Source organism: Arthrobacter tumbae, from assembly GCF_016907495.1.
Classification (GTDB): domain Bacteria; phylum Actinomycetota; class Actinomycetes; order Actinomycetales; family Micrococcaceae; genus Arthrobacter_D; species Arthrobacter_D tumbae.
In genome coordinates this window covers 1,865,205-1,884,383 of sequence record NZ_JAFBCC010000001.1, presented here as the reverse complement: position 1 = coordinate 1,884,383, position 19,179 = coordinate 1,865,205, and the positions used below count along the sequence as shown (strand labels likewise).

General features: G+C 64.0%; 20 protein-coding genes. 8 read left to right on the top strand and 12 right to left on the bottom strand.

Annotation, left to right across the window (positions count from 1 at the left end; all coding sequences use genetic code 11):
- Positions 1–17 precede the first annotated feature (17 nt).
- Together JOD47_RS09090 and JOD47_RS09085 are read left to right on the top strand one after the other, a co-directional pair.
- Positions 18–1,532 (top strand): tripartite tricarboxylate transporter permease, encoded by a 1,515-nt coding sequence (locus JOD47_RS09090; RefSeq protein WP_204533715.1) that lies wholly within the window; start codon positions 18–20, stop codon positions 1,530–1,532.
- Positions 1,533–1,568: 36 nt separating this feature from the next.
- Entirely contained in the window at positions 1,569–1,970 is a 402-nt protein-coding gene (locus JOD47_RS09085; protein WP_204533713.1) for a universal stress protein, read from the top strand.
- Positions 1,971–2,137: 167 nt separating this feature from the next.
- Here JOD47_RS09085 and JOD47_RS09080 read toward each other — a convergent pair whose 3' ends face one another.
- From JOD47_RS09080 to JOD47_RS09065, 4 genes are all read right to left on the bottom strand, one after another.
- Positions 2,138–2,401 carry a glutaredoxin domain-containing protein gene (locus JOD47_RS09080; RefSeq protein ID WP_204533711.1) on the bottom strand — a complete coding sequence of 88 codons (264 nt, stop codon included), beginning with the start codon at positions 2,399–2,401 and terminating at the stop codon, positions 2,138–2,140.
- 177 nt (positions 2,402–2,578) lie between these two features.
- Positions 2,579–3,280, bottom strand: a complete 702-nt coding sequence (locus tag JOD47_RS09075; protein ID WP_204533709.1) for a FadR/GntR family transcriptional regulator — start codon at positions 3,278–3,280, stop codon at positions 2,579–2,581.
- Between the two features lie 46 nt (positions 3,281–3,326).
- Entirely contained in the window at positions 3,327–4,460 is a 1,134-nt protein-coding gene (locus tag JOD47_RS09070) for an L-talarate/galactarate dehydratase (RefSeq protein ID WP_204533707.1), read from the bottom strand.
- A 65-nt stretch (positions 4,461–4,525) separates the two neighbouring features.
- Complete coding sequence (locus JOD47_RS09065) at positions 4,526–5,332, bottom strand: carbon-nitrogen hydrolase family protein (RefSeq protein ID WP_204533705.1); 807 nt, start codon at positions 5,330–5,332, stop codon at positions 4,526–4,528.
- A gap of 61 nt (positions 5,333–5,393) precedes the next feature.
- On the opposite strand from JOD47_RS09065, the gene JOD47_RS09060 reads away from it, so the two are divergent.
- Positions 5,394–5,888, top strand: a complete 495-nt coding sequence (locus JOD47_RS09060; RefSeq protein WP_204533703.1) for a DUF427 domain-containing protein — start codon at positions 5,394–5,396, stop codon at positions 5,886–5,888.
- A 3-nt stretch (positions 5,889–5,891) separates the two neighbouring features.
- Here the strand turns inward: JOD47_RS09060 and JOD47_RS09055 are convergent, their stop codons facing one another.
- Positions 5,892–7,004: an alanine racemase gene (locus JOD47_RS09055; RefSeq protein WP_204533701.1), complete on the bottom strand. Its 1,113-nt coding sequence runs from the start codon at positions 7,002–7,004 to the stop codon at positions 5,892–5,894.
- 101 nt (positions 7,005–7,105) lie between these two features.
- Between JOD47_RS09055 and JOD47_RS09050 the strand changes: the two genes are divergently transcribed.
- Positions 7,106–7,843: a SurA N-terminal domain-containing protein gene (locus JOD47_RS09050; RefSeq protein WP_204533699.1), complete on the top strand. Its 738-nt coding sequence runs from the start codon at positions 7,106–7,108 to the stop codon at positions 7,841–7,843.
- Between the two features lie 111 nt (positions 7,844–7,954).
- Here JOD47_RS09050 and JOD47_RS09045 read toward each other — a convergent pair whose 3' ends face one another.
- Both JOD47_RS09045 and JOD47_RS09040 read right to left on the bottom strand, forming a co-directional pair.
- Entirely contained in the window at positions 7,955–9,244 is a 1,290-nt protein-coding gene (locus JOD47_RS09045; protein ID WP_204533697.1) for an adenylosuccinate synthase, read from the bottom strand.
- A 154-nt stretch (positions 9,245–9,398) separates the two neighbouring features.
- Entirely contained in the window at positions 9,399–9,968 is a 570-nt protein-coding gene (locus JOD47_RS09040; protein ID WP_204533695.1) for a hypothetical protein, read from the bottom strand.
- Between the two features lie 203 nt (positions 9,969–10,171).
- Here JOD47_RS09040 and JOD47_RS09035 point away from each other — a divergent pair, with 203 nt between their 5' ends.
- Complete coding sequence (locus tag JOD47_RS09035) at positions 10,172–11,023, top strand: DUF72 domain-containing protein (protein WP_204533693.1); 852 nt, start codon at positions 10,172–10,174, stop codon at positions 11,021–11,023.
- Positions 11,024–11,172: 149 nt separating this feature from the next.
- Here JOD47_RS09035 and JOD47_RS09030 read toward each other — a convergent pair whose 3' ends face one another.
- From JOD47_RS09030 to JOD47_RS09020, 3 genes are read right to left on the bottom strand one after another with little or no spacing between them, the layout of a single operon-like run.
- On the bottom strand, positions 11,173–11,955 hold the full coding sequence (locus tag JOD47_RS09030; protein ID WP_204533691.1) for a GAF and ANTAR domain-containing protein: 783 nt from the start codon (positions 11,953–11,955) through the stop codon (positions 11,173–11,175).
- Positions 11,952–12,221: a hypothetical protein gene (locus JOD47_RS09025; protein ID WP_204533689.1), complete on the bottom strand. Its 270-nt coding sequence runs from the start codon at positions 12,219–12,221 to the stop codon at positions 11,952–11,954. The genes JOD47_RS09030 and JOD47_RS09025 overlap by 4 nt, the downstream gene beginning before the upstream one ends.
- Positions 12,218–12,550 (bottom strand): hypothetical protein, encoded by a 333-nt coding sequence (locus JOD47_RS09020; RefSeq protein WP_204533687.1) that lies wholly within the window; start codon positions 12,548–12,550, stop codon positions 12,218–12,220. Before JOD47_RS09020 ends, JOD47_RS09025 begins: the two co-directional genes overlap by 4 nt.
- A 363-nt stretch (positions 12,551–12,913) precedes the next feature.
- Here JOD47_RS09020 and JOD47_RS09015 point away from each other — a divergent pair, with 363 nt between their 5' ends.
- From JOD47_RS09015 to JOD47_RS09005, 3 genes are all read left to right on the top strand, one after another.
- Positions 12,914–14,098, top strand: a complete 1,185-nt coding sequence (locus JOD47_RS09015) for a N(5)-(carboxyethyl)ornithine synthase (protein WP_204533685.1) — start codon at positions 12,914–12,916, stop codon at positions 14,096–14,098.
- 41 nt (positions 14,099–14,139) lie between these two features.
- Positions 14,140–15,252 (top strand): spore photoproduct lyase family protein, encoded by a 1,113-nt coding sequence (locus tag JOD47_RS09010; protein WP_204533683.1) that lies wholly within the window; start codon positions 14,140–14,142, stop codon positions 15,250–15,252.
- A gap of 80 nt (positions 15,253–15,332) precedes the next feature.
- Positions 15,333–15,806, top strand: a complete 474-nt coding sequence (locus tag JOD47_RS09005) for a cupin domain-containing protein (RefSeq protein ID WP_204533681.1) — start codon at positions 15,333–15,335, stop codon at positions 15,804–15,806.
- Between the two features lie 78 nt (positions 15,807–15,884).
- Here the strand turns inward: JOD47_RS09005 and JOD47_RS09000 are convergent, their stop codons facing one another.
- The gene (locus JOD47_RS09000) at positions 15,885–17,036 is read right to left on the bottom strand and encodes a mannitol-1-phosphate 5-dehydrogenase (RefSeq protein ID WP_204533679.1); all 1,152 of its coding nucleotides are present in this window, start codon (positions 17,034–17,036) and stop codon (positions 15,885–15,887) included.
- Positions 17,036–19,153 (bottom strand): PTS mannitol transporter subunit IICBA, encoded by a 2,118-nt coding sequence (locus tag JOD47_RS08995; protein WP_204533677.1) that lies wholly within the window; start codon positions 19,151–19,153, stop codon positions 17,036–17,038. Before JOD47_RS08995 ends, JOD47_RS09000 begins: the two co-directional genes overlap by 1 nt.
- Positions 19,154–19,179: the final 26 nt, after the last annotated feature.

Below are 19,179 nucleotides of genomic sequence, written 5' to 3'. Positions count from 1 at the left end.
GAGCCAAAGGATTCGCCATGGACTTCTTCAACCCGGTTCTCAACGGCTTCGGCGTCGTTCTGGACCCGCAGAACCTTCTCTACTGCCTGATGGGCGTGGTGATCGGCATGCTCATCGGCGTGCTGCCCGGCCTCGGTCCCGCAGCAACCATCGCCATCCTGCTGCCCCTGACCTACGGCATCGACCCCGTCACCGCGATCATCATGCTCGCCGGCATCTTCTACGGTGCCCAGTACGGCGGAACCATCACCTCCGTTCTCCTGCGGCTTCCCGGCGAGGCGAGCTCCGTGGTGACCGTGTTTGACGGTTACGTCCTCGCGAAGCAAGGCAAAGCCGGAACCGCCCTGGGCATCGCCGCCATCGGGTCGTTCATCGGTGGAACGGTCGCCATCATCGGCCTCACCTTCCTGGCTCCACTGGTAGCCAGCTTCGCGCTCGACTTCGGCCCGCCGGAGTACACCGCCCTCGCCCTCGTCGGCATCCTGCTGGTCGCAACCATCAGCGGCGGAACCAAGATCAAGGCGCTCATTGCCGCCGCAGTCGGCCTGTTGCTGGCGACCGTGGGCCGCGACGTCTTCACCGGCGCCGAGCGCTTCACGTTCAGCAACCTGAGCCTCGCAGACGGCATCGACTTCGTGCCCATCGCCATGGGCCTGTTCGGCATCGGCGAGATCCTCTACAACCTTGAGGAACGCCACCGCGCGGTCAGCGCGCCGGCGAAGGTCGCCAACGTGTGGCCCTCCCGCGCTGACCTCCGCAAGTCCTCCGGCGCGATCGGCCGCGGCTCCGTCCTGGGCTTCTTCCTCGGCATCCTTCCCGGCGGCGGCGCAACGATCTCCTCCATGGTTTCCTACGCGGTCGAGAAGAAGCGGGCCAAGGACCCCTCCCGTTTCGGCAAGGGCGCCGTCGAGGGCGTGGCAGGCCCGGAGACCGCCAACAACGCAGCCGCCACCAGCTCCTTCATCCCGCTGCTCACGCTCGGCATCCCGGCGAACGCCACCATGGCCATCATCTTCGGAGCACTGCTGATCCACGGCATCACGCCGGGGCCTCAACTTATTTCCGAAGACCCGGAGCTGTTCTGGGGCGTGGTGAACTCGATGTACATCGGGAACATCCTGCTCCTGATCCTGTCCATCCCGCTGGTGGGGCTGTTCGTGAAGATCCTCCGGGTACGGGCCGCCATCCTCGCGCCTATCACGGCGCTGATCACCATCCTCGGCGCGTACACCATCCGCAACTCGATGTTCGATGTCCTGCTCGTGGTGCTCTTCGGCGCACTCGGCTACCTGATGAAGAAGTTCGGCTTCGAGCCAGGGCCGCTGGTTCTGGCGTTCGTGCTCGGTGAGCTCCTCGAGTCGAACCTCCGCCGCTCACTGTTGGTGCTCGAAGGCGACGTTTCGGGCTTCCTCACCCGACCCATCTCAGCCACCCTGCTGGTGATCTTTGTCCTGGTAGCAGTAGGCCCCATGATCAAGTCCGCTCTGGCTCGCCGCCAGCGCGACACCACCCGCGTCAGCGCAGATTCCTAATCCCAGATTCTTGATCGCACATTTCTAGGAGAACTTATGAGCATCATGGTCGGCTACGTGCCCACCCCTGTCGGCGAAGCCGCAGTTGCCGCAGCAATCACCGAGGCGAAGCTCCGCGACGAGGAGTTGCTGATCGTCAATTCCGTGCGCGAGGGCTCCCGCGTGGACAAGTCGGTTGCCAGTGACGAGGATCTCATCCGGCTTCAAAAATCAGCCGACGACGCCGGGATCACCGCACGCGTCCTTCGCCCCTCCCACAGGGATGACCTTGCGGATGAAATTCTCGAGCTCGCGGTCGAACACGACGTCTCGCTTATCGTGATCGGGCTTCGCCAGCGCACGCAGGTGGGGAAGTTCATCATGGGTTCGCACGCGCAGCGGATCCTCCTGCAGGCGGACCGCCCGGTGCTCGCGGTTAAGCCGGACGGCCGGGACTAGCTAGTCGAGCAGGTTGCCGAGCCAGCTGCCGACGAGGTTCAGGCCGGCTCGCCGCCCATTTCGTGCAGGTTTGCCGGATCGGTAACCCGAATGCACGGCATGTCGCCGGAGACGCGCCGGTAGCTGCTCCCGAACCTGCACGGAATCGTACGCGGGCTCGAAATTAGCTAGCCGAGCAGGTTCAGCTCGCGGAGCTTCGCCTCAACGTCAGGGTTGCTCGGTTCGACCTGGTGCGCGCCGTCCGGGTACACCACAACTGGAATGTTGGTCCGGCCCGAGATGCTCTTCGCTTCCTCAGCAGCATCCGGCGTTTCAACGAGGTTGATGTACTCGTAGCTGATGCCGAGCTCGTCCAGCTGCCGCTTGGTACGGATGCAGTCCCGGCACCAGTCGGCCCCGTACATCCGGATGGTTTCTGGGTTTGTGGTCATTGAACAATCGTACGTCCGAGGCCATCCTGCGCTTCGGCATTGCGGTCGGTCAGTGCCCATCACCGATCTGTTCCGCGCAGGTTTGACGAGCGGGAGCCCCGGAAGCACGGCGTGTCGGGAGGGACACGCCGTCGACGGATTCAAACCTGCGAGAAATGGCACGCAATCCCGCTACGTCTACCCCTGCCCGGATTCTCCGCCCAGCCGGGACCGCGAGTTCGCCAGGTGGAGGCGCATGGCAGCGGCGGCGGTCAGAGGATCCCCTGCAGCTATCGCGTTGCGCACCGCGGCATGCTCGAGAGCGACGCGCTGCAACCGCTCTGACTGGCCGCCGTCGTCGGCTGGTTCGAGACGCTCCGGCGGCATCGCAATCATGGCCGGCCCCAGCGACAGCAGCGCGTCAACGAAGTAGAAGTTTCCGCTGGCCTCGGCCACGGCCCGGTGGAAAGCGAAGTCGCAGGAGACGGCCGTCGCGGCGTGGTTGCCGGCGGCGTCGAATGCCGCGAGGGCGTTATCCAGCGCAGTGACCATCGCCGGAGTGGCGTTACCGGCGGCGAGCGCAGCGGCTTCGCTCTCGATGCCCCCGCGAAACGCCAGCAGCGCGCGCCGCTCCTCCAGGGTACGGGGCCGCCGCATGCCGCCCGTCGAGTCTTCGTCCGGGGACGGCGGGGTCAGCGCGAAACTGCCGCTCCCCCGCCGGGTATACACAAGTCCCTCGGCCTGGAGCCGGGATACCGCCTCCCGCACCACCGTGCGGCTGACACCGAACTCGCCGATGAGCGCGCTTTCGCTCGGCAGCTTCTCGCCGGAGGGGATAGTGCCGTCCACGATCCGACGGCGGAGGCTGTCGACGAGCGAGACGGCCAACGTTTGCTTCATGACGTTAATGCTGACACGCCGTTACGGCTGCCAGGCACGGCGGGCGTCAGCGCGCACCGAACTCGACGCTGTCCGTGGTCCACGCCCGCGCCTGGTCGCTGAGGGTCACGCCCAAGCCTGGACGGTCGGGGACGATCATGCGACCTTCACTGGTCTCGAGCCGCTCGTTGAACAGCGGGTCCAGCCAGTCGAAGTGCTCAACCCACGGTTCGCGCGGATACGCGGCGGCGAGGTGCAGGTGGATCTCCATGGCGAAATGCGGCGCGAGGTCGAGGCCCGCCTGGTCCGCCAGCGTGGCGAGCCGGAGGAACTGGGTAATGCCGCCGACGCGCGGCGCGTCAGGCTGGATGATGTCGCAGGCGCGGGTGGCAATGAGCCGCTCATGCTCCGCGACGGACGCGAGCATCTCGCCCGTGGCGATCGGAGTATCAAGTGCCAGTGCCAGCGCTGCGTGCCCTTCGGCGTCGTACGCGTCCAGGGGTTCTTCAATCCAGACCAGATCGAACTGCTCAAGCTTGCGGCCCATGCGCAGGGCGGTCGCGCGGTCCCACTGCTGATTCGCATCCACCATCAGCGGCACGTCGGGGCCGATGTGCTCGCGGACGGCTGCAACGCGGCGCAGGTCTTCGGAGGAGTCCGGCAGGCCCACCTTGATCTTGATGCCGCCGATGCCCTCCGCGAGCGACTGGGTGGCGCGCTCCTTCACCTCATCGATCGAGGCGTTGAGGAAGCCGCCGGAGGTGTTGTAGGTGCGCACCGAGTCCCGGTGGGCACCGAGCAGCTTTGCGAGCGGGAGCCCGGCGCGCTTCGCCTTCAGGTCATACAGCGCGATGTCCAGCGCTGCGAGCGCCTGGGTGGCAACACCGGAGCGGCCCACGGAAGCGCCGGCCCAGAGCAACTTGTTATACAGCTTGGCGATGTCGTTGGGATCCTCGCCGATCAGAATCTCGGCAACTTCCCGTGCATGCGCATACTGCGCCGGGCCGCCCGCCCGCTTCGAGTAGGAGAACCCGAGGCCGGACACGCCCTGCTCCGTGAGGATCTCCGCGAAGAGGAAGACCACCTCGGTCATGGGCTTCTGTCTGCCGGTGAAAACCTTGGCATCGGAGATTGGCGTGGCCAGCGGCAGCGTGGCGGTGGAGAGTTTGACGTGGCGGATCGCGTCGGGCGTGTAAGTCATCACGGGGACCTTCGGAAGAGCGGATCGGATAACTTATAGTACAACCCGTCAACTTGTCCTACAAGCTAGTGCCCCTCGACGATTTCCTCGTTCCGCGCAAACCGGCGGTTCCGCAACACCGGCAGGAACTCGCGCACCTCCTCGATGCGCTTCCGGTTCACGTCGGCCGTGACCACGCCCTGCTCCTCGTCATTCAGGAAGACCTGCGGAACCCCCATCGGGTCAAGGATTGCCGAGTGCCCGATGGTGTGCGCCGACGACGTCCCCGCCGCCGCGATCCACACCGTATTCTCGATGGCCCGCGCGCGCAGCAGCGTCTCCCAGTGCTCGATCTTGTGGTCCCCCTTGAACCACGCGGCAGGAACCAGCACGACGTCGGCCCCACGGTCCGCGAGCGCCCTCGCCTGCTCCGGGAAACGGAGGTCGTAGCAGGTCATCAGCCCCACATTCAGCGCACCGACCGGCACCACGGTGATTCCGCCGTCGCCCGGTTTGATGCGCTGCGACTCGGAGTAGCTGAACGCGTCGTAGAGGTGCAGTTTGCGGTAGGTATCCACAATCCGCCCGGTGGCGTCGATCAGCACCAGCGTGTTGTAGGGGCGTTCCTCGCCGCTGGACTCATACCCGCCGGCAACGACGGCGATCCCCAGTTCCGCTGCCAGGAAAGAGAGTTGCTGCACGAAGACGGACCAACCCGCGTCCACAGCAGCAGCGAGCGCGCCCTCGACCTTGCCGATCGAGAACATCGACTCCTCGGGGAAGACGATCAGCTCCGACCCGTCCTCCACAGCCTGGCGCGCGAGCTCCCGCATGGTCGCGACGTTTGCGGAGACGTCCCCGCCCGGCCTGAATTGTCCAACACTGATCTTCATCGCGGCCCTTTCGGGTAGGAAGTGGAACTGTTTCAAGGGTACCGAAGAGTAGCGTGGCGCTATGGGTATCAACAGAGAGAAGCCGGGGCCGGGCCAGGAGTCTGTGTGGGACTACCCGCGCCCACCCCGCGTGGAGAACCATCCGGGCGTCGTCGTTCTTGAGTTCGGCGGTCAGGAGATCGCACGGACCAACCGAGCCCTGCGCGTGCTGGAGACGAGCCATCCGCCCGTCTTCTACGTGCCGGAAGCGGATTTCGCTGCCGGCACGCTGCACCAGGTGGAGGGAACCACCTGGTGTGAGTTCAAGGGTGCGGCCACCTATTACGACGTCGTTGCCGGCTCAGCACGCGCGGAACAGTCCGCCTGGACGTACCTTCAACCCACGGCCGGCTTTGAGCAGCTGGCCGGAACCATTGCCGTGTATCCGGGGCGGATGGACCGTTGCCTCGTCGACAATGAGGAGGTCCAGGCCCAGCCCGGAGACTTCTACGGCGGCTGGATCACCTCGAAGGTGGTCGGTCCCTTCAAGGGCGCACCGGGCACCTGGGGCTGGTAGCGCTCAGAACTGCGGGTGCCACAGCTCCGTCGAGTTGCCGTGCACCGCAAGCGCCGTCCGCCACCGGTCAAACACCGAGCACGGGTGGGAAATCCCGAGGTCAACGGTGTCGCCGACCTGCAGCGATCCGGCGCTATCCACCCCCGCATGGTGGTCAAAAAGCCGAACGACGACGCCGGTCGGCTCAGCCAGCGCAATGCCGTCCCGGTGGTGTGCCACGAGGGTGGGCAGGCCGGCGTCGTACGCCAACTCCCGCTTCCCCGCGCCCAGGATCGCCCGCCCCTCTTCCGGCACGGAGAGTACGACGGCGCGCACCACCGCCGCGGCCCGCAGACCCGGCAGCGGGGAGACATCCGCGTAGGTGCCGTGGTCATGAATGACATAGCAGCCGGAGCGCAGCACGCTCAGCGCTCCTTCCGGAAGGAATTGTGCCGCCCGGTCCTGGAAGGCCGATCCGCCCACCGAGAACAGCGGCCGCTCAACCTCGAACTGGTCACGCAGCGAATTGAAGACCTCCATTGCCGTCCGGCAATGCGCGTCGATCACCACCAGGTTCTCCGGGGTCCTCACATTCGGGGCGATCCCCTCGTAGGCGCTAATGCCCGCGAGGCGGAGGCCGCGGGCGTTCATCACCGCAGCAGCCAGAGCGGCAGCTTCGGCGGCGGCCCGGATGCCGGTGCGTCCGCCCGGGATACCGACGTCGAGCAGCACGAACAGCTGCCGGTCTGTGTCCTCGAATCCGCCGGCGAGGGCTGAAACGGCAGCCGAAGAGTCAACCAGGCAATACACCTCGAGGGACGGATTGACTTCCAGCAGCCGGCGCAGCTCATGGACGAGCGGCGGGAAAACCACCTCGTTGGCAATAAGGATCCGCCGGGCACCCCAGCCAACGGCGTGGGCTGCCTGCGCCGGCGTCGCGACCGTTACCCCCCAGGATCCCGGGAGCTGCCGCTGGACTATTTCGCGGGTCATCGTTGTTTTGATGTGTGGAGCCAGCACCATGGAATGCTCGGCCGCCCACTGCTCCTTGAGTGCAATGTTGGCGTTAATGGCATTCACATCAAGCAGCAGTTGCGGGAGGCTGGTCAGGTGCAGGTCGGCGCTGAAGGTCGGCATCTTGCGCATCCTACCGTCCAGCATCCACTCAGCCGATGCCGAGCCCACACACATCGACGGTTGCTAGAGTCTTACGTCGGTAATCAACATGAGGAGAGTCCGTGAAGAAGAAGTTGCTTTTGAGCGTTGTCCTGGCGGGCTCGCTCGCCTTCGCGACTGGCTGCGCCGGTAACACCGAGGCAGAGCCTGCACCGAGCGAAAGTGCAGCGAGCGCCCCGGCCGAAGCCCCCACCCCTGACCTTGAAGGGATTCCCGACGTCGTCGCCACCGTCAACGGCACCGATATCACCAAGGAAGAGTTCACCACCTCGTATGAGGGTGCCTTCCGGAGCATGTCCATGCAGTCTCAGGTGACTGGTCAGGAAGTCGACCAGGAACAGCTGAGGACGCAGACGCTCGACAACCTCATCGGCAACAAGCTCCTCATCCAGGAAGCTGACACCCGGGGAATCGAGGCCAGCGAGGAAGCGGTCACCGCGACAACGGATGAGCTGGTTGCGTCAAACCAGTTTGCCTCTGCTGACGAGCTCTTCGCGGCGCTTGAAGAAGAGCAGGGCATCACCAAGGAGGACGCCACCTCGCAGATCGAGTCGCAGGTCCGCCTCGACGCGCTGCTCGCGGAGGAAACCGGAGACACCGCGCCCACCGAGGAGGAGCTGAAGGCCGCCTACGAGGAGGCCAAGGCGTCCGGTGCAGCCGCGCAGGGCGCGGAGATTCCACCATACGAGGAAGTAAAGCCCCAGCTGGAGCAGCAGGTCACGGACCAGAAGAAGTCCGAAGCGGCACTTGCGCTGGTGGAGAAGCTTCGTGGCGAGGCCGACGTCGTCAGTAATCTTTAGAGTTCACGCCTGCTTCTGAGCGCCGGAGCCGGCCGGGCGCTGCAGAGCAGCCGCAACAGAGAATAGCCAGGTCCCCACAAGGGGGACCTGGCCATTTTTTTGTAGGTGGAGCTAGCCGCCGATGAGGTCGTTGATCACAATCGTCTGGTCGCGGTCCGGGCCAACGCCGATGGCAGAGAACCGGGCACCGGATATCTTCTCGAGCGCCCGCACGTACGCCTGTGCGTTCTCCGGCAGGTCCTCGAGAGTCCGCGCACCCGTGATGTCCTCGGTCCAGCCGGCGAAGTACTCGAAGATCGGTTTGGCGTGGTGGAACTCGGTCTGCGTCATGGGCATCTCATCGTGGCGGACGCCGTCCACGTCGTAGGCCACGCACACGGGAATCTGCTCGATCCCGGTCAGAACATCAAGCTTGGTCACGAAGTAGTCCGTGAACCCGTTGACGCGCGCAGCGTGGCGGGCCAGCACGGCGTCATACCAGCCGCAGCGGCGCGGCCGGCCGGTGTTCACACCGAACTCGCCGCCGGTCTTCTGCAGGTAGATGCCCATGTCATCGAACAGTTCGGTGGGGAAGGGCCCAGCGCCGACCCGCGTGGTGTACGCCTTGATGATGCCGACGGCGCGGCTGATACGGGTGGGCCCGATGCCCGATCCCACCGATGCTCCACCCGCGGTCGGGTTGGATGACGTCACGAACGGGTAGGTGCCGTGGTCCACGTCGAGGAACGTGGCCTGGCCGCCTTCCATGAGGACCACCTTGCCGGCGTCGAGCGCTTCGTTGAGCACGTAGGTGGAATCGATGACCAGCGGGCGCAGCCGGTCGGCGAAGGAGACGAAGTACTGGACGATCTCCTCGACCTCGACATCGCGCCGGTTGTACACCTTCAGCAGGAGTTCGTTCTTCTGCTTCAGTGACCCCTCGACCTTCTGGCGCAGAATCGACTCGTCAAAGACGTCCTGCACGCGGATACCGAGGCGCGCCACCTTGTCCATATAGGCCGGGCCGATGCCGCGCCCAGTGGTTCCGATGGCCCGCTTGCCGAGGAAGCGTTCGGTGACCTTGTCGAGGACCTGGTGGTAGGGGGCAACGAGGTGTGCGTTGGCGGAAACGCGCAGCTTCGACGTGTCAGCACCGCGTGCCTCCAGTCCGTCGATCTCCTGGAACAGCGCCTCGAGGTTGATGACGCAGCCGTTGCCGATGATCGGGATGGCGTTGGGGCTGAGAATGCCGGCCGGAAGGAGCTTGAGCTCGTACTTCTCACCGCCGACGACGACGGTGTGCCCGGCGTTGTTGCCGCCGTTTGGCTTCACGACGTAGTCCACGCGCCCGCCGAGCAGGTCTGTGGCCTTGCCTTTGCCTTCATCGCCCCATTGGGCTCCGACGATCACGATTGCTGGCATGGGATCCTCCCCCATCATTTGGCGGCGAAGTGCGCGCCGCGTGCCGCGCGAAATATGCCGCCGTGCATGAGAATGCCCCAAGACTCGCAGTGAATCACGCAAGAAGTCCGGGGCTCTTACCACCCAAGTTTAGCGGACAACATAAACGGGAACGCTAGAAGAGGTCAGAGCTGTTGATGAACCCGACGATCATCGCCGTCCACCAGCACGTTTGCGAAATACCAAGGCAGATCAGCAGGTGTACCCGCATCCCTCCGGGAACGTCACCGAACCGGGTCCCTGCCGGCATGGAATTGAGCCGGCGCATGCACGGGATGAGGAGGATCCCGTTGAGCATCAGCACCAGCACCGCGGAGACCTTGATGATGGTCAGTGGATTATCCATGGCCGGGTTGATCAGGGCGCCGGTGACCAGCAGGCCGGCGAGCCCACCCCAGATGATGGGCATGGCCGCGGACTCTATCCGGCTGGTTTCAACCAGTTTCCGCCGGGAGATCAGCCAAAGGAAACCCACCCAGTCGACCAGCAGGACAGCACCGAACGCCGCGACCAGGGAGATGGTGTGCGCAACCAGAGCAACCTTCGCGACTCCGGAATCAACCTCGAGCAGGGCGCCGATCGTGACGGACAAAATCCAGGCTGCCGTGGCGCTGAGGGCAAAGAGCGCGATGTGCGGGGGCGAATACGTAGTACGCAGGGCAACGCTTGGCAGGGCGGAATCCATGATCTTCAGCTTCTTGTGGGTGCGACGCGGGTCGCGGCGGAGGTAAGGGAACTGGTGTCTCCGACTCCTTTCACGTCGGCCCCCAACAGTGAACTGAGGACTGCATCTTACGCCCGCCGCAACTGCCCCAACAAGGACAATTGCCTCTGCCAACTGTCCGCACCACTGGTGCCGCAAGCGCCGCGCGGGGTAGCGTTCGCCCCATGTCGGATTCACAGGCCCGAGCCCGCTGCGGCATCTCCGGCTGGCGGTATGCGCCCTGGCGCAAGTCCTTCTACCCGGCCGGTCTTGCGCAGCGCCTCGAGCTTGAATATGCCTCGTCCCAACTCAGCACCATCGAGATCAACGGGACCTTCTACTCGCTTCAGCATCGCGACAGCTTTGTCCGCTGGCGCGACACCGTGCCGGGCGGTTTCCGGTTCTCTGTCAAGGGCCCGCGCTACATCACGCACATGCTCGGACTGCGAAACGCCGAGACGGCACTGGCCAACTTCTTTGCCTCCGGAGTCCTTGCCCTCGGTGAGAAACTCGGACCGGTTCTCTGGCAGTTGCCCGCCACCCGCCGCTTCGATCCGGAACTCCTGGATACCTTCTTCTCCCAACTCCCTAGAACGACGACGGCGGCCGCCTCCCTCGCCCGCGGCCACGATGAGCGGCTCACGGACCGCGACTGGGTCACGACCGACGCGGACCGGCCGATTCATCATGTGCTCGAGCCTCGGCACGAGAGTTTCGGCAGCGAGGAATGCTACGAGATTCTGCGACGTCACGGCGTCGGGCTGGTGGTGGCGGACTCCGCCGAAAAGTGGCCTCAATTCCGGGAGGTGACCGGCGACGTCGTCTATGTGAGGCTGCATGGCAGCACCGAGCTCTACACCAGCGGCTACACGGACGCGGAGCTGGACGAGTGGGCCGAGCTGTGTGAGGGCTGGCTGTCAGGGCGCACCTCTGCTGACGAGCGCGGCCGTGACGTTTACGTGTATTTCGACAATGATGTGAAGGTGCACGCCCCGTTCAACGCGATGGGTCTCGCTGAGCGGCTGGGCAAGAGCTAACCCCAGAACGACGACGGCGTCTGCTCGACGATCGACTCGTGAGCATCCGGCCTCACTCCCTCACGAAGAACTGGCCACAAGGCTTTCGCCCTGTGACCAGTTCCACTCAGGGCTGACTGCTTAACCCTGCGGCTGGCGGCCTGTGCGGCCTATTTCAGGGGCGGGAAACTGCCTCCGGATATCTGCGTTGGAATGTTGTGGTGTTCGAAGTGCGTCGCCGGTGTCGAGTTTGCGTTGTGGCCAGCGACGATTTGACCGGCGAGGTCCCGTAGTTTGACGTTGCGGTGTGAGGAAGCTTTCCGGAGGACCGCGAAAGCCTCTGTCTGGGTGCAGCGGTTCTGGGTCATGATGATTCCTATTGCGATGTCGATGGCGGTGCGTGATTCCATCGCCGTGATCAGGTCTTCAGCATGTTCACTGTGTTGCGCGATCCGCACCGCCAGGCGTAGCGATCGGGACGCTTCGCTGGCATAGGATTTCGCTCGTCCTATTGCGTCATCTGTAAATTTGTTCGCCTTGTCCGAGTAAAGATTCAGTGCGGCGTTAGCCTCACCTGCAAGATCGAAGGAGACGGCGAGGATGGAACGCATCCCGTGACCGCTGATTGCGTGCATGTATTCGGGCCAGCGTTGTTCCAGGCGTACGTCCCGGACTTCCACGATGCTCTGCTCACGTGCGGCGCTCATACAGGGCCCGTCGTTGAAGCTGTACTGAATTTCGTCCATGTTGCGGGCGTATTCACTGCTGCTGGCCACGGTCGCCGCTTTCCGGTTACGTAACAGTGTGATTCCACAGAGCACCTGTGCGCCGTCGGTAAGAGAGGTCACCGCATGCCGACAGAGCTGGTCCAGGAACTGGCTCACGTCCGTAGAGTCAAGGACGGCATCTTGAAGGTGATCGATGGTGCGCGAAGTGGTCGGATCGCTGCTCATTCCGCCTGACGCCGATCCAGTTCCTCACTCAACGCCTCATAATTCATCCTCGCGGCACGGGCTGGTACGGGCTGATCAAGTTCCACGAAAGCTTCATCGCACAACCGGATGATGTCGGCCGTGTCCAGCCCGCAAAGATCAGCGGAGAGGAACGCGAGCTCTTCTTCGTCGAAACCTCTCAGATCGAATTCACCGAAATGGGAAGCGCTGTCGATTGTGAGCATGCCGGGCCCTTCGACGGTGGCACCGATCGGCGGCTGGCTCATGCTGCCACCTCCTCTACCTGTGAACTGTAGAACAGTGCCGGGCACTCAGGAAGGGCGGCTGGAATCTGCACCCTGAATGCATCGGAAGGCGCCGTGTGAGCTGGCACCGCGGTGAGCGCTCGTTCCAGCAGGTCGATCGAATTGGCATCGATGTGCCTGGCGCCGGTGAGATCTACGGTGACTGACAAGCCGCGGATCAGTGAATGAGCACGCCGGGCGATGGGCAACAACGCGAAGTAGTTGGTTTCCGTGAGGCATCCGTTGACGGCGAGAACCGCAGCCGTGCGGTCAACATCGAGGCGGACAAGAACACGCAGTTTGTGATCCATGAGAAGACTCCACAAGATGACGATCCTGTGGCCCGCTGCTGGACCAGAGAATGAACTCTGCGGCCCACTTCTGAACCAGAAAAAGTGTAAGCGGATTCGAACCAGTTAGGCAAGCTAGCAAAAAGGTTTCCCTTGCCTGGCGGGCTCATGCCGGAGTCAGGGCGGTCCACGCGTCGGTGGTGCCGACGCATGCCCAGTTCGAGTTCACCAGGGTGAGCAGAGAGGTGTGCACCGTCTTCGCGTCAACGGGGTCCGCGTCATCGGCGAGGTTGATCGCGCCAGGTGGGCTCCCGCAGTTGCATTAGGCCCCTGCCTGTAACGTTCAAAGTCAGGAACCCCTTCGGTTCCGCTACAGGAGCGATCATGGCCGATAAGTCCCCCCGCCAAGCAGCATCCAAGACCGATCGCCTCACCCTCGGCGTCCTTTCCAACACCCGAAAACCTGATGAGCGGCGCCTGCCGATACACCCCCTGCATCTGAATCGCATTGCCCCCGAACTCCGGCAGCACATGATCCTGGAGGAAGGGTACGGGGAGCGCTTCGGTGTTTCGGACTCCCATCTGGCACCCCTCGTCGGCCGCATCGCGCCACGGGAGCAACTGCTGGCGGCAGCCGACGTCGTGCTCCTACCCAAACCACAGCCCGAGGACCTTACCGACCTCCGCGATGGGCAGATCCTCTGGGGGTGGCCGCACTGCGTCCAGGATCGAGCCATCACGCAGCTGGCTATCGACAAGAAACTCACGCTGATCGCCTTCGAGGCCATGAACCACTGGGCCGGCGACGGCGGCTTCGGCCTGCACGTGTTCCACAAGAACAACGAACTGGCCGGCTACTGCTCCGTACTGCACTCCCTCGCGCTGACCGGCGCCACCGGGGACTACGGCCGGAGGCTGAGCGCCGTCGTCATCGGCTTCGGCGCGACGGCACGCGGGGCCGTCACCGCCCTCAATGCCCACGGGATCCATGACGTCCAGGTCCTGACCAACCGGGGAGTGGCCGCCGTGGGGTCACCCATTCATTCGGTACGGATTGCCCAGTTCGACCACAATCATGAGGCACCGTTCCTCAGCGAGGTCATCACCGAACGCGGGAGGGTGCCGCTGGCGCCGTTCCTCGCCGAAAGAGACATCGTGGTCAACTGCACGCTGCAGGACCCCAACGCACCGTTGACCTACCTGCGCACCGAGGACCTGGACGCTTTCCGGCCTGGCAGCCTGATCGTCGACGTTTCCTGCGATGAGGGTATGGGCTTCAGTTGGGCGAAGCCCACGACCTTCGCCGAGCCGATGTTCACGGTGGGCGACCACATTGACTACTACGCGGTGGATCACAGCCCCTCCTACCTCTGGAATTCCGCCAGTTGGGAGATCAGCGAGGCCCTGCTGCCCTTCCTGGAAACCGTGATCACCGGCCCAGCGGCCTGGTCACAGAACGAGACCATCAGCCGCGCGATCGAAATCCGCGAAGGCGTGGTCCTGAACCCGGACGTACTGCAGTTCCAGCAGCGGGAACCGGACTACCCACACCTCCCACTGTCTGTCTAGAGGACGGAACACACCAGCCCTCCGCGTTGTTGTACAGAGTGATGACGACGGCATACCAGGAACTGGATCTGACCACTGTTCCTCCTACGCGTTTGTGGGTTCCCAAACACGTGCTGATCACGCAGGCCGCAGCCGATCTGCCTCACACCGCCGAGATAATCCGGCGGTGTGAGGTTGCCGGAGTGGATGACATCCGGGTCTTGCCCGGCAACGCCCTCACGGGCCTGCGTGGCGCTACCGAGCGCGAAACCTACGCATCCGCTAAAAACACTCTCGCGGTGGTTGTCGCCCCTCCGAGCACCCTCAAGCCCCAGCCGATTCCGCCGAGCGCCGATTGGCGGATTGACCTTGCCAGGGGTTGCCCTGCGCACTGCCAGTACTGCTATCTCGCCGGTTCCCTGCAGGGTCCGCCGGTCACCCGTGTGTACGCCAACCTCGACGACGTACTGAACGGCATACGCACCCACGCCGGCAGAGGCTCCGTTACCAGCGGCACCCTCGAGCGTGGTGGCGAGGGCACGACGTTCGAGATGTCCTGCTACACCGATCCACTCGGAATTGAGAGCGTGACCGGATCGCTCGCTACCGCAATCTCCCGCGTCGGCTCCGGCGAGCTCGGAAGCGACGTGTCGCTGCGCTTCACGACAAAGTTCGACGACGTCGGCAACTTGGTGACACTGGATCACGGACGACGCACCCGGATCCGGTTCTCGGTCAACGCTGCAGAGGTCGCGAACCGTTTCGAAGGGGGAACCGCACGAATGCCTGCGCGGCTCGCCGCCCTGCGCGCGGTCGCGACGGCCGGCTACCGGGTGGGTCTGACGATCGCCCCCATCATGCCCGTACCCGGTTGGAAGGAGCAGTATGGCGCGCTGCTGAATGATGTCTCCGAGGCAGTCGACGGCATCAGTGACCTCGACCTGACGGCCGAAATTATTACACACCGCTTCACTCCGGCGAGCAAGGAAGTGCTGCTCGGGTGGTATCCCAGGACCAGGCTCGAGATGGATGAAAGTGCGCGGAGCCAGAAGCGTTCCAAGTTCGGCGGAGTGAAGTACGTGTACCCAAAGCAGACCATGACCGAAATGCGCGATTGGTTCACCGAGGAGTTGCAGCGACGCCTGCCTGCTGCCCGGCTTCTCTACTGGACCTGAGGCTGAGATCGCCCTTCCCAGGCAGTGGGTGGCCCGCCCACGCTCTGGCGGTCCTCGGCGAGATGGTCAAGGATGGATTTATGGACATCACTGACAACGGACCGAACCCCAACGCGTTCAACATTGAGGACGCCACAACGGAAAACGCCGCCTATCGCCGCGTCGCCTGGACGGGCAAGCACCTGCAGGTAACCCTCATGTCAATTGAGCCCGGCGGTGCAATCGGCCTCGAAGTGCATCACGGCACCGACCAGTTCCTGCGTATCGATGCCGGAAAGGGCCGCGTGAAGATGGGACCGTCGAAAGACGACCTCTCCTACCAGCAGGATGTCGGGGACGGCTGGAGCATTCAGGTACCCGCCGGAACCTGGCACGACGTTGAGAACACCGGGGATGAAGCGCTCCGCCTGTACACCATCTACGCGCCTACCCACCACGCGCAGGGCATCGTGCAGAACACGCCGGATGACGCCGAGAAGGACGAGGACCAGGGCAAAGACGAGCCGCCGAGCTGGGTTGAGGAAGTCGATACCAAGGGTGAAGAGAGCGCCTGAGTCAGCGCACCCTCAAGAAGAACGACGACGGCGCCGCACCTCTGATGAGGTGCGGCGCCGTTTCGCTGTGCTCAGGACTCAAACCAGCGCGCTCTGCCGCTCCCCCACAAGCTTCAGCACATCCGGGAACAACGGATGGTCCGATGAGAGCCCGGTGATCTGTTGAGTAACTTCGGCTGCCTCTGAGGACCGAAGGAGCTGCTGTAGCTCAACCGCTTCGGTGTCAGCGGCATCATCGAACCGCAGCGCGGATGCGATCGTCTTCAGTAGCGCCTCGGGGCGGGTGCCCCGCTCGGCGAGTTCGGCGGCCGGACCGATGAACCGCTCATTCCGGCTGAGCTTACGCAGGGGCGCGCGCCCCACCCGGTTCACAGTGTCCGGAAGGTGCGGGTTGGTGAAGCGGCCCAGGATCTTCTGCACGTAGGCTTCCTGTTCCCCCTCATCGAAGCCGTGCTTGTTCACGAGGAGCTGCTTGGTTTCCCCGAGCACGGCGCGAACGTCCGCGGCGACTGACGGGTCAGCCATGGCCTCGGAGATCTTCTCCAGTCCCGCCTGGTACCCGAAGTAGGCCGCCGATGCGTGACCGGTGTTTACGGTGAACAGCTTCCGCTCGATGTATGGGCCGAGCCGGTCCACGAACATCGCCCCCGGAATCACCGGCGGGTTTTTCCCGAACGGCGTCCGGTCGATCACCCACTCGTAGAAGGTCTCCACCGTCACGTCGAGGCCCTGGCCGGGCTCCTGGTTTGGGACAATGCGGTCCACCGCAGTGTTGGCGAAGACCGCGCTGTCCGCCAGGTTTCCGCCGGCCTCATCCCAGGACGCCGCAACGAACTCACGAAGGATGTCGGTCGCATTGATCGCGTTCTCACAGGCCATGACCTGCAACGGGGCGGAGCCGCCGGCACGTGCGGCTATGCCCTTCGCGATCACCGGAGCCACGAACTTCAAGACGTGCGGCCCCACCGCCGTGGTCACAATGTCCGCAGACGCGATCTCTTCGACCAGCCGGCTCTCCTCCGTGTTGGAGTTCACCGCCCGGAAGTTGTCAACCGTGTGCACCGCCGGCTGCTCACCCACCTCGTGGACGCGGTAACTGTCCGCGCCCGCCAGCTCGCTGATGAGCGCGTCCGCGACATCCGCGAACACCACCTCATAGCCGGCCTGGTGGAGGAGCAGCCCAACAAAGCCGCGCCCGATGTTCCCTGCTCCGAAGTGGACTGCCTTCACTATGCGTTGACCTTCCGGAAGATTTCGAGGATCTCCTCAGCCGAGGTCGCTGCCTCCAGCTGGGCCACCTGCGCCTTATCCGTGAAGACCTTCGCGATGGAGGACAGGATGTGCAGGTGCTCGTTGTTCACCCCGGCCACACCGACCACGAACTTGACCTCCTTGCCGTTCCAGTCGATTCCCTCCGGGTAGCGGATAAAGGACACCGCGGACTTGCGGATGTGGCCCTTGGCCGCGTTGGTGCCGTGCGGGATCGCCAGGAAGCTGCCCATGTAAGTGGACACGGATTCCTCACGTTCGTGCATGGCGCGGAGGTAGCCCTCATCCACTGCGTCGCGGGCCAGCAGCAGCTGCCCTGCCTCGTCAATGGCTGCGTCGCGGGAGGTCGAGGAACCGCTGAGCACAACGCTCTCGGCAACCAGGATGTCCGACGTCGCTTCCTCACCGTGCGCCGACGCTCCGGCAGCGTGTGCGCCGGCTCCACGGGAGTCGGAGGACGTGCCGCCGACTGCCTCTTCCGCCGCGTTTCCGCCCGCATGCGCTCCGGCGGCGTGCGCGCCGCCGAACGATCCGGCATCAGCATCCGAGCCGGCACCGCTACCCGCCGCATCATCCGCATCCACCCGGTCGCTGCGGCTTTCCTTGACCAGATCAACGATTTCCTCATACCGCGGACTGTTCATGAAGTTGTCCACGGAAACGTGCACGGCACTGGAGGTAGCGGGCTTGGCCCGTTCCGTCAGGTCCTGGTGCGTCACCACGACGTCGTAGTCGTCACGCAGATTGGCAATCGAGGCATTGGTGACCTTGACGTCCGGGTAGCCGGCCGCCTTGATCTTGTTCCTCAGCACCGATGCGCCCATGGCGCTTGAGCCCATTCCGGCGTCGCAGGCGAAGACGATGTTCTGGATCGGTCCGGCCATCACGGCAACGTTTCCGCCACCGGTCAGGTTGGAGGCGACCGAGCTCTTCTTGCCCTTCATGGATTCCATCCGCGAGATGGCGGCCGCAAGACCGCCCTCATCGCCGTCGTCGTCCTTCTGCTTTGAAGTCTTCAGGATCACCGAGGCAACCAGGAAAGACACAGCGGTCGCAAGGATCACCGAGAGAATCACACCGAAGTAGCTGTCTCGGGCGGTCTGGGCGAGTACAGCGATGATCGAGCCGGGAGCGGCAGGAGCAACCAGGCCGGAATTGGTGACGGCGAGCGTCGCGATTCCGGTCATACCGCCGGCAATGGCGGCCAGGATCAGCAGCGGGCGCATCAGGACGTACGGGAAGTAGATCTCGTGGATGCCTCCGAGGAAGTGGATGATTGCAGCTCCGGGAGCGGATGCCTTGGCAATGCCGCGGCCGAAGAACATGTACGCCAGCAGGATGCCGAGGCCCGGGCCGGGGTTTGCTTCGAGGAGGAACAGGATGGACTTGCCATCCTCCAGCGACTGCTGGACACCCAACGGGGTGAGCACGCCGTGGTTGATGGCATTGTTGAGGAACAAAACCTTGGCAGGCTCGATGAAGATGCTGGTCAGCGGCAGGAGTCCGTTGTTCACCAGGAACTGGACCACGTTGCCGGCGGCCGTGCTGAACGCCTCGACCATCGGGGAGATGCCGTAGAAGCCGATCAGCGCGAGCGCTGCACCCCAGATGCCGGCGGAGAAGTTGTTGACCAGCATTTCGAAGCCGGGCTTGATCTTGCCGTCCCAGATTCTGTCGATCTTCTTCATGGTCCAGCCGCCCAGCGGGCCCATGATCATGGCGCCGATGAACATGGGGATGCCTGCGCCGACAATCACGCCCATAGTGCCGATTGCACCCACGACGCCGCCACGGACGTCATAGACCATCCGGCCGCCGGTGTAGGCGATCAGGAGCGGCAACAGGTAGGTGATCATAGGCCCGACCAGGCCGATATTCGGGTTGCCCTCCGCATCAGTACCGAAGCCGCCCAGCTCCGCAACCGGAAGCCAGCCCGCTTCAATGAAGAGCGCGGTAATGAGCCCCCAGGCAATGAACGCACCGATATTGGGCATGATCATGCCGGACAGGAACGTCCCGAACTTCTGGACGCCGACGCGCATGCTGCCCTTGGGCTTCGCAGCTGTCTCTGTTGCCATGTGATTTCCTAACCGTGAGTCCCGCG